Raw genomic sequence first — 9851 nt, 5'->3', positions numbered from 1 at the left:
AGAACGAGCCATACCTCATTCTACAACCCAACCGCTTAACTATTAACGAGACACACCACTAGGTATCCAGTTCCAGCACCACACGGGCCAGCTGAAGGCGCGCGTTGGCAAAGCGGCGTCGCCGACGGCGCTCCCCTGCCAGGTGCCCGCCCCAGAGCAGGGCGATCAGCACCGCGCCCAGCAGCGGAACAGCTGCCAGGGAACCCCAGAGCAGCGGAGACCGGTTGCCGCTGCCGTCGAACGCCATCACCCCCGCAGTCTGTCCAGCTCCGACGACGGCACTGGGCCCGTGCCCCATAGTCCGGTTATTGACGAAGACCTCTCTGATCGTGGTCGCGGCCTGGTAATGCGGTCTCCAGTCCTCCTGCTCGGTCAGATGGGCCACGGCCACCCGCCTGGCATCGGGCAGCACGAGGTCTTCATCCTCGGGATCGTGCCCCCACTGAGAGCATCACATCCACGCCCTCCGGCAGCTCCCCGTTCCTATACTCGGACCACTCCAACTCGCGTTCTACGACCATCATCGTGAACGGTTCCCGGCTGAGGGCGCGGCCTTCGGCTGCAGCATCCACCGACTGTTGGGAGATTCCGTATGGCAGGCCCTCCTCGACGATGAAGGTGATGGGCTGGTCCGGTTCCTCTGTGATGCGGCCGTGTCCATACAGGCCGAGCACCACCGACAGCCCCGCCAGCGCCAGGATCACCGCCGGCACCCCCCTGCGGTATCGTTTGATTCGAGTTGTAAGCTCCGAGCGTTCCTTTGGCACTTAGGCAGTCTACCTACCGCTGAGAACACTCCGGCATGGATGAAGCTACCGATGGCCCCGGAGCCTCTTCCCAGGGCGTGAGAAGCTTGAACCATGCCTGCTTCTCACGTACTGCTGGATGGGACCCGGATCACTGACCACTGGGTAGAGGTTCCTCTGGACTGGAGGAACCCGGATGGCGAGAGCCTGCGGATCTACGCCCGGGAGTTCATCGGAGCCGAAGTCCTTGCCAAAGGTGAGGTGCATGCAGCCGGGCTGCCCTATCTGCTGTTCCTGCAGGGCGGCCCCGGCGGGAAGGGCAACCGTCCGGCCAAGCTCGGGGGCTGGATGGCGGAACTGGCCAAGGACTTCCGGATCATCATGCTGGACCAGCGCGGCACCGGGCTTTCTTCCCGGCTGGACCGGCACAGCCTCAGCATCCGCGGGAACGCCCAGCAGCAGGCCGCCTATCTGCGGCACTTCCGAGCGGATTCCATTGTGAGGGACGCCGAGGCGCTGCGCGAGCAGCTCGGCATCCGCAGCTGGAGCGTCTTCGGGCAGAGCTACGGCGGCTTCTGCACCCTCACCTACCTCTCCTTCGCGCCGCAGCACCTGGACCGGGCGCTGATCACCGGCGGGCTGGCGCCGCTGAGCGGCCCTACCGACCGGGTCTACCGGCATACTTACCAACGCATGGCAGCCCGGAACGAAGAACACTTCAGCCGTTTCCCCCGAGACCGCGAACTGCTCGATGCGGTGATCTCCTATATCCGAACCCATGATGCCCGCCTCCTGGACGGTTCCCCGCTGACAGTCCCCCGCCTGCAGATGCTGGGCATGAGCCTGGGCGGGAACACCAAAGCTGACTCGCTGCACTACCTCTTGGAGGAGGCGTTCACCGGAGATCAGCTCTCCGATACTTTCCTAGGCGAGGTCGGCCAGCGGATCAGCTTCGCCGGCAATCCGATGTATGCCGTGATGCACGAGTCCATCTACGGCCTGCCCGGGGAGCCGGCTACGGCCTGGGCCGCAGAACGGGTGCTGGCCGAGTTCCCCGAGTTCTCCGCCTCCGCGGAGCAGCCACTGCTGACCGGTGAGATGATCTTCCGCGAGCATCTCCGCCTGGATCCGGTGCTGGCCCCGCTGCATGAGGCCGCCGAAGCGCTGGCAGCTGTAGATGACTGGGACGCACTGTATGACCTGGACCAGCTGGGCCGCAATCAGGTGCCGGCCGCCGCCTGTGTCTACACCGATGATGTCTTCGTAGACCGCGAGCTCTCCTTGGAGACCGCCGGGCAGGTGGCGAATCTCTCGGTCTATGAGACTGCCGAGTACCACCACGATGGCATCCACGATGACGGCCCGGCTATCCTCCGCGAGCTGCTGCGCCGCACCGAGCGGGCCGGCGGCGCGGTCCTCAGCTGACGCCTAGGGCGTCCTGGATGGGCCCGGAGACGAAGTAGAGCATGAACAGGGCGGCGGTCAGGTACATCAGGGGATGAACCTCACGGAACTTCCCGCGCATCACCTTGATCAGCACGAAGGTGATGAACCCGGCGCCGATCCCGTTGGTGATCGAGTAGCTGAAGGGCATGATCACCACGGTCATGAAGGCCGGGATCGCGATCTCCATGTCCTTCCAGTCGATGCGGGTGATCTGCTGCATCATCAAAAAGCCCACCAGTACCAGGGTGGCTGAGGCCGCCTCGGTAGGGATCACTGCGGCCAGCGGTGCCAGCACGATGGTGGCCAGGAACATCATTCCGGTGACCACATTGGCCAGCCCGGTCCGTGCCCCGTCGCCGACGCCCACCGTGGACTCGATGAACCCGGAGTTCACCGAGGTGCCGCCTGCACCGCCGCCGATTGTGCCCAGTGCATCGGAGACCATGATTCGCCGGGAGTAGGGAATGTCTCCCTTGTCATCTTGGATGTTCCCAGCGTTGGAGACTCCCACCATGGTGCCGAGCAGGTCGAAGAAGTTGGCCAGCAGCAGGGTGAAGACCAGCAGCGTGGCGGCTACCACGCCGATGCTCTGCCAGGAGCCCAGCAGATTGAACTCACCCAGCAAGGAGAAGTCCGGCAGAGTGAACCAGTCCTGATCCAAGGTGGGAACTGTGAGGTCCCATCCGTAGGGCTGGTCCTCGGTGGCCGGGCCGACCCGCAGCACCGACTCAAGAGTGATGGCCAGCACCGTGGCACCGATGATGGAGTAGAGGATCGCGCCGCGCACATGGGCGGTCCACATGACGAAGAGGGCGAAGAGCGCGACCAGGAAGATCAGCAGCGGCCAGCCGAAGACAAAGCCGTCCACGCCCAGTTCCAGACCGACTCCGCCGGAGTTCTGGATGAACCCCGCGTTCATCATGCCGATCAGGGCGATGAACAGGCCGATGCCTACGCTGATGGCGACTTTGAGCGGGGCTGGCACTGCGTTGAAGATGGCCGACCGGAACCCGGTGAGCACCAGGATCAGCAGGATCACGCCTTCGATGACTACCAGGCCCATGGCGTCTGCCCAGGTCATCCCGGGCAGCACCACGATGCCGTAGGTGATGAACGCGGAGAGGCCCAGCGAGGAGGAGACCGCCATCGGGAATTTGCCGACCACACCCATCAGAATGGTCAGCACCCCGGAGATCAGCGAGGTGGCCGCCGCTACCGCCGGCAGGTTCGGTTCGGTGCCGCCGCCCAGGTAGTGACCGGTGGAATCGGCCGCAGCCCCGATGATCAGCGGATTCAGCACAATGATGTAGGACATGGCCAAGAAGGTGGCCAGTCCCCCACGGATCTCACGGCCCATCGTGGAGCCACGCTCGGTGATGTGGAAGTAGCGGTCCAGGAACCCGGGACGCTGATCTGCTGACGGGGAGGTCTTCGCGCGGTTCTGCTCAGTCACGAAAGAGCACTCTATCGCTTCCTGAAGCCCGGATCATGTCACTCCGCGGCTTTGATGGCGCGCAGCTCCTTCTTCAGGTCGGCCAGCTCATCACGCAGCCGGGCGGCCAGCTCAAAGTTCAGGTCCTCTGCTGCCTTGTGCATCTGCTCGGTGAGCTGAGCGATGAGATCCGCGGTGTCCTTGGCCGGGGTTTGGGCCGCCAGGCTACGCTCCGTGCCGGAGTCAGGTGGGGCGGCGTCGTCGTCCTTCTGGAAACCAGTCCAGCCCCGCTGTCCCTTGCCGTACTGGAATCCGGTGGCAAGCCCGCCCATGCCCTGCAGCAGGTCGGCGGTATCAGCATCCTCACGGGCCAGCTGGTCAGTGATATCGGCAATCTTCTTCACCAATGGGGTGGGGTCGATGCCGTGGGACTCATTATGGGCGATCTGCTTGGCGCGGCGCCGCTCAGTCTCATCGATGGCCCGGCGCATAGAGTCGGTGATCCTATCGGCGTACATATGCACCTCGCCGTGGATATTGCGGGCGGCACGGCCGATGGTCTGGATCAGGCTGGTGGTGGAACGCAGGAAGCCCTCCTTGTCGGCGTCGAGGATCGCCACCAGGGACACCTCGGGCAGGTCCAGGCCTTCGCGCAGCAGGTTGATGCCAACCACCACATCGAAGGTGCCTTTGCGCAGCTCGCGCAGGATCTCCACGCGCTTGAGGGTGTCCACGTCCGAGTGCAGGTACTCAACCTTGACCCTGTGCTCCAGGAGGTACTCAGTGAGGTCCTCGGCCATGCGCTTGGTCAGGGTGGTGACCAGGGTGCGCTCATTGCGCTGGGTGCGGGCGCGGATCTCGCCGAGCAGGTCATCGATCTGGCCTTTGGTGGGCTTGACCTCCACCTTGGGGTCCACCAGGCCGGTGGGCCGGATGATCTGCTCGACCACCCCGTCAGACTGGGAGAGCTCGTAGTCCCCGGGGGTGGCCGAGAGGTAGACGGTCTGGCCGATCCGCTCCAGGAACTCGTCCCACTTCAGCGGCCGGTTGTCCATTGCTGAGGGCAGCCGGAAGCCGTGCTCGACCAGGGTGCGCTTGCGTGACATGTCTCCCTCGTACATCCCGCCGATCTGCGGGATGGTCACATGGGACTCGTCCACGATCAACAGGAAATCATCGGGGAAGTAGTCCAGCAGGCAGTGCGGCGCCGATCCGGGGGCGCGGCCGTCGATATGCCGGGAGTAGTTCTCGATCCCGTTGCAGAAGCCCATCTGGGCCATCATCTCCAGGTCATAGGTGGTGCGCATGCGCAGCCGCTGGGCCTCCAGCAGCTTGTTCTGGGACTCCAGCTCGGCCAGGCGTTCGCGCAGCTCATCCTCGATGTCACGGATGGCCCGGGCCATCCGGTCATCGCCGGCCACATAGTGCGAGGCCGGGAAGATATACATCTCATCCTCCTCGCGGACCACGGTGCCGGTCAGCGGGTGCAGGGTGTGGATGGCCTCGATCTCATCGCCGAAGAACTCGATCCGCACCGCGAGCTCCTCGTACATCGGGATGATCTCTACTGTGTCACCGCGGACCCGGAAGGTCCCGCGGTGGAAGTCGGTATCGTTGCGCACATACTGCATGGCCACGAACCGGCGCAGCAGCTCGTCCCGGTCGATCTCCTCCCCACGCTTCAGGGGGACCATCTGGGCGATGTACTCCTCCGGCGTTCCCAGGCCATAGATGCAGGAGACGGTGGCCACCACTACGGTGTCCCGCCGGGTCAGCAGGGCGTTGGTGGCCGAGTGGCGCAGCCGTTCGACCTCCTCGTTGATGGAGGAGTCCTTCTCGATGAAGGTATCCGTCTGGGGGACATAGGCCTCCGGCTGGTAGTAGTCGTAGTAGGAGACGAAGTACTCCACTGCGTTATGGGGAAGCAGCTCGCGGAACTCATTGGCCAGCTGGGCGGCCAGAGTTTTGTTCTGCACCATGATCAGGGTGGGCCTCTGGAGCCGCTCGATGAGCCAGGCGGCAGTGGCCGACTTACCCGTGCCGGTGGCACCCATGAGCACCACGTCCTTCTCCCCGCCCTCGACCCGTTCGGCCAGCTCCTCAATGGCCTGCGGCTGATCCCCGGAGGGCTGGTAGGGGCTGACAACTTCAAAAGGAGCAACAGTCCGGCTGATCTTGGGCGCAAGGCTCATGGGCTAATTCTACGGGGTCCGGAGCACGGCCACCGGGTCCCGGGTGGCGGCATAGACGGCCGGCAGCACCGCTGAGACGCAGGCGGCCAGGACCGCGAGCACCGCAGTGCCGGCGGCGAAGTCCCAGGGCGGGTAGGCGTCGAAAGCCCGGGCTGCGGCCACCCCGGCGGTGATGCCTGCAGCGGCACCGGCCATGGCGGGTATGGCCGTGCGCAGCACCACCAGGGCGATGATCACTCCCCGGGAGGCCCCCAGGGCACGACGCCGCCCCAGGTCCTTACGGCGCACTAACACATCGGCCAGCACCACGATCGCCACCAAAAAAGCGCCGCCGGCCAGTACTCCCAGCAGCATGGTGCGGCCGAAGGTGGTGAAGTCCCCGGTGAGCTCCTCCTGCAGCTGGGCCATCGAGAGCGGGGACTGGACCGTAAGGTGGTCCGGCGCTGGAGGGTCCAGCAGCTGCAGCACGGCGGACTGGGCCGCACCTGCCAGGTTCGCGTCATGCAGCACCACATGCAGGGTGGTCACCGCCGCCTCCTCGCTGAGCGGGTAGATGATGCCCGCGGCATAGTCGCCGAAGGGAGGACGGGGCCGGAACGTGCCCACCACCGCCCAGTCCTCGGCCGCATCGACGCTGGTGGGCGCCACCCAGCCGGTGGGAGCGTCCAGGTTCAGCCGCTCCATGCCCTCCGCGGAGACCAACGCCTCCCCGGGCTGGGGCCAGCGGCCAGACTCCAGGACGGCCACCTGCTCCAGATCGCCGTAGACGCCCCAGGCAGGCACCCGTTCCCCGCCCTCACCCACAGCCCCGTTGACCACATCAATGGCAGTGATGGTGCCCAGCGCCCGTTCGGTGCTGGAGAGGCCAGCGGTCATCGCAATAGTGCTGGGGTTGATCAGCTCGTGGGAGTCATGGCTGGGCTCGGTGACGGTAAGTACCCGGGCACCGGCAGAGTCCAGACGCTCGTAGAGCTGGGCCTCTGCGGCTGCAGTCCTGCCGACTGTGGCCAGGGTTGCTGCGCACATCACGGTCACCAGCAGTAGAATCAGTGCGCTGGGCACCTTGGTAGCCCAGGCCGTCTTGGCTGCTTCGCGCAGCAGACTGGGCAGTCTCACAGGGCCAGCACCTCGTCGGCGAACTCGATAACGAAGGGATCGTGGGTAGCGATCACTACGGTACGGGCCAGCGCACCGGCACCGGCGGCTTCTGAGAGTGCGGTGAGCACCCCCTCGGCATTGGCCTGGTCGAGGTTTCCGGTGGGCTCATCGGCCAGCACCACGGCGGGATCTGTGACCAAAGAGCGGCAGACCGCCACGCGCTGGGCTTGGCCGCCGGAGATCTCCCCGGGCATATGGTCAGCGCGGTTGCCTACCCCCATCCGCTCCAGCAGGACCCGTCCCTGCTCCTGCGCGCGGGATCGGCTCCATCCGGCGTAGAGGGCCGGCTCAGTAACCGAGTCCAGGATGGTGCGGGTGGGGTCCAGGGCCGAGTCCTGAAAGACGAAGCCGATAGACTCAGCCCGGATCCTGGAGCGTTCAGCATCGGCTGCGGCCGAGACGTTGTTCCCCTGCAGGGTCACGGTCCCACGCAGCGGGGTGAGCATCAGGCCCAGCACGTAGAGCAGGGTGGACTTGCCCCGGCCTGAGGCCCCGGTGACCGCGGTGACCCTGCCGGGCTCGAAGGCGTAGGAGAGGTCGTCGAACAGCTCCTCTCCCCCGCGCCGGTAGCGGAAGGTCAGGTTCTCCACCGACAGCACGGCTCAGTCCCCGCCGTTCTCTTCCTCGGTGCCGCCGGTCTCCCCGGGCAGATCGTCCTGTTCCTGGTCCTCCGGCGGGGCGGCGTCGTCCTCCTGGGGTTCTTCAGGATCCGGCTGGTCCTGCTGCGGAGCCTCTTGAGGTTCGGGTTCGGGGGCGGGCTGCTGGCCGGTGGCCGGGCTGTCGCTGAACACCCGCACTTCGGTGCCTTCCTCGAGGCCCTCCACAATGGCCAGGCCCTGCCCGGATCCCAGGACTTCAAGGGTGGTCTCCCCCTGGCGGGTCTGCACGTAGGTGCTGCCGTCGGCAGCGGTGCGCACCGCGGCGGCCGGCACGGCGACCCCTTCTACCGGCGGAGTGACGATCACCGAGGAACGCAGGGAGAGCTGCGGGTCGGCCGGCAGCTGGTCGCAGTGTTCACCGCAGACCTCTGCACTGTCTGGGGCGGTGAGGTGGTACTCCACGCCTCCGCCCATGGCCGGGTCGCCCTCGGCGACGCTTTCGACCACCGCCTCCCAGGTGTGGTCTTCGAAGGTGATCTCGATGGTGGCGTCCATGGTGATCTGCTGAGCCTGGGAGTCCATGAGCACCATCACGAAGCTGCGGTCACCGGTGGGAGCCTGAACGGCCTCCTCTCCCCCGGCCAGCTCGGCACCGACCCGGATGCTCTCGCCCAGCTGGATCACCAACGGTGCCCGGGGAACGGCGACCACCTCGCCGAGCTCAATGGTGCCGGTCCCGGCGATGCCGAGCTCCTCCTGCCAGTCCTGCACTGCGGCGGCGGTCCACTGGTCGTAGCGGCCGTGGGCCTCCCCGCCCTCGAGGTATCCGGCGCTGATCAGGTACTCCTGGACCGCGGTGACATCAGGGCCGGAGCTGCCCTGGGTGAGGTCCCGCCAGAACGGCACTGGGGACTCGATGATCCGCACCGCGTTGCTGCCCACCCGGTAGACCATGTCTCCGTTGTCCAGCTGCCCGTCCTGGGCTTCCCGCACAATGCCTGGGAAACGGTTGGTGCCCACGGTCTCGGAGGGCTGGCGCACGGTGGTGGAGAGGTTCAGGGAGCGGCCCACCGAGGCGTAGGAGGCCTCCGCCCAGATCTCCTGGCTGGCTGTTTCCTGCTCCTGGGTCTCCGACTCGCCCATCGTGGTGCTGGCCGCCCACCATCCTGCGGCCGCGGCCAGGACCACTGCGAGGATCAGCACCAGAATGTTCAGGAACCGTCTGGGACGCCGTCTGCGCTGCTCGGTCATTGCTCACCCCTCGGTCGATGCGTTCCTCCGACCCTACCGAATGAGCCCCTTTCCACCGGAGCGATTTTGCGGAATCCTCTGTTCAGATTTCTCGACTCTTTGACTGAGAGACGCCAAAACTATGGTTGCGGAGGTTCAGGAACCTCTGGGCAAACATGCCAGGCATTCTGTGGACAAGCAGGTCAAGAGTCATTCAGCTCCTTAAAACAGGTCCCGCCGAAGCCTCTTCCAGACATGAACAAACTCCTAATCCTCGGGAGGGGGCGGGATGTCCGGCAAATATTCGTTTGCGTCGCTGCGTGGACAGATCTCCTGCATTTCCTCGAACACCTCTATGCCGTGGAGCCTCTGAACCTCAATATGGGGATGCCGTGCCTCCGGAAGCCTGCTGGGATCTCCGCTGCGCTGAACTTCTTCATAGACTTCAAATGACGGACCTTCAGGGAGCCGGATCCCCTCATCGACCAAACATTCCCGAATGCGCTGCTCATCCTCATAGAGGGCCCGCAAATACTCTTCGGGCATCTCATCAGCTGAAAAGTTTCCTAGAGCCCGAGGATCGCTTGGGAATCTCGCGACGCACTCCCAATAGGCCTGCTCTGCATCTTCCCGCTGATCAGCTGGGACTTCCAGGACATCCACATGCTCAGCAACGCCTTCCCACCCAGCTTCACGAACACACGCTCCACGGACTTCTTCTGCCTCACCGAGCTCGATGAAGCGTTCTGGTTGAATGTCAAGAGGAGCGTCATACCAGTCAGTAGTTTCACGGATCTCCATCTCCCGCTCTACCAGCTCGTCAAAAGTCTCCTCAGGCCAGCCATGTTCATCCACCGCAGGCTCATCATCCGCACACCCCGGCAGCATCGGAGTCAGCAGAACACAGCTGGCTCCTGCCAGTACTCTCACCGGTTGAGAAATGGTGCGCTCCTACTCGTCTTGACCACGATGCTCCGTCGGCAGGTCCTAGTGGTGTGTCTCGTTAATAGTTAAGCGGTTGGGTTGTAGAATGAGGTATGGCTCGTTC

General features: G+C 64.9%; 9 protein-coding genes. 1 reads left to right on the top strand and 8 read right to left on the bottom strand.

Translation table 11 applies throughout. The features are described 5' to 3' along the window. Positions 1-58: 58 nt before the first annotated feature. Together GNZ21_RS06140 and GNZ21_RS06135 are read right to left on the bottom strand one after the other, a co-directional pair. Positions 59-412 carry a hypothetical protein gene (locus tag GNZ21_RS06140; RefSeq protein WP_157322417.1) on the bottom strand — a complete coding sequence of 118 codons (354 nt, stop codon included), beginning with the start codon at positions 410-412 and terminating at the stop codon, positions 59-61. Positions 413-419: 7 nt separating this feature from the next. Further along, a complete protein-coding gene (locus tag GNZ21_RS06135; RefSeq protein ID WP_157322415.1) occupies positions 420-767 on the bottom strand; it encodes a hypothetical protein in 348 nt (115 codons plus the stop codon). Between the two features lie 93 nt (positions 768-860). On the opposite strand from GNZ21_RS06135, the gene GNZ21_RS06130 reads away from it, so the two are divergent. Further along, positions 861-2171, top strand: coding sequence for an alpha/beta fold hydrolase (locus GNZ21_RS06130; RefSeq protein WP_157322412.1), 1311 nt, complete (start codon positions 861-863; stop codon positions 2169-2171). Here the strand turns inward: GNZ21_RS06130 and GNZ21_RS06125 are convergent. From GNZ21_RS06125 to GNZ21_RS06100, 6 genes are all read right to left on the bottom strand, one after another. Continuing rightward, positions 2164-3549: an NCS2 family permease gene (locus GNZ21_RS06125; protein ID WP_157322421.1), complete on the bottom strand. Its 1386-nt coding sequence runs from the start codon at positions 3547-3549 to the stop codon at positions 2164-2166. The genes GNZ21_RS06130 and GNZ21_RS06125 overlap by 8 nt on opposite strands. A gap of 134 nt (positions 3550-3683) precedes the next feature. Further along, the gene (uvrB, locus tag GNZ21_RS06120) at positions 3684-5816 is read right to left on the bottom strand and encodes an excinuclease ABC subunit UvrB (RefSeq protein ID WP_157322411.1); all 2133 of its coding nucleotides are present in this window, start codon (positions 5814-5816) and stop codon (positions 3684-3686) included. A 9-nt stretch (positions 5817-5825) separates the two neighbouring features. Further along, positions 5826-6932, bottom strand: coding sequence for an FtsX-like permease family protein (locus GNZ21_RS06115; RefSeq protein WP_157322409.1), 1107 nt, complete (start codon positions 6930-6932; stop codon positions 5826-5828). Further along, positions 6929-7573 carry an ABC transporter ATP-binding protein gene (locus GNZ21_RS06110; protein WP_188503858.1) on the bottom strand — a complete coding sequence of 215 codons (645 nt, stop codon included), beginning with the start codon at positions 7571-7573 and terminating at the stop codon, positions 6929-6931. The genes GNZ21_RS06115 and GNZ21_RS06110 overlap by 4 nt, the downstream gene beginning before the upstream one ends. A gap of 3 nt (positions 7574-7576) precedes the next feature. Continuing rightward, positions 7577-8824, bottom strand: a complete 1248-nt coding sequence (locus GNZ21_RS06105; RefSeq protein WP_157322407.1) for a peptidoglycan-binding domain-containing protein — start codon at positions 8822-8824, stop codon at positions 7577-7579. Positions 8825-9070: 246 nt separating this feature from the next. Beyond that, entirely contained in the window at positions 9071-9658 is a 588-nt protein-coding gene (locus GNZ21_RS06100; RefSeq protein ID WP_157322405.1) for a hypothetical protein, read from the bottom strand. Between the last annotated feature and the right edge of the window lie 193 nt (positions 9659-9851).

Source organism: Nesterenkonia alkaliphila, from assembly GCF_009758175.1.
Taxonomy (GTDB): Bacteria; Actinomycetota; Actinomycetes; order Actinomycetales; family Micrococcaceae; genus Nesterenkonia; species Nesterenkonia alkaliphila.
The sequence above is the reverse complement of the archived record's forward strand: the minus strand, read 5'-3'. Positions and strand labels throughout refer to the sequence as shown.

Bases quoted from the DNA above. Each gene is read 5' to 3' on its own strand.
- uvrB (WP_157322411.1), bottom strand. From the start codon at position 5,816: ATGAGCCTTGCGCCCAAGATCAGCCGGACTGTTGCTCCTTTTGAAGTT.
- GNZ21_RS06125 (WP_157322421.1), bottom strand. From the start codon at position 3,549: ATGGGCCGTGAGATCCGTGGGGGACTGGCCACCTTCTTGGCCATGTCC.
- GNZ21_RS06130 (WP_157322412.1), top strand. From the start codon at position 861: ATGCCTGCTTCTCACGTACTGCTGGATGGGACCCGGATCACTGACCAC.
- GNZ21_RS06105 (WP_157322407.1), bottom strand. From the start codon at position 8,824: ATGACCGAGCAGCGCAGACGGCGTCCCAGACGGTTCCTGAACATTCTG.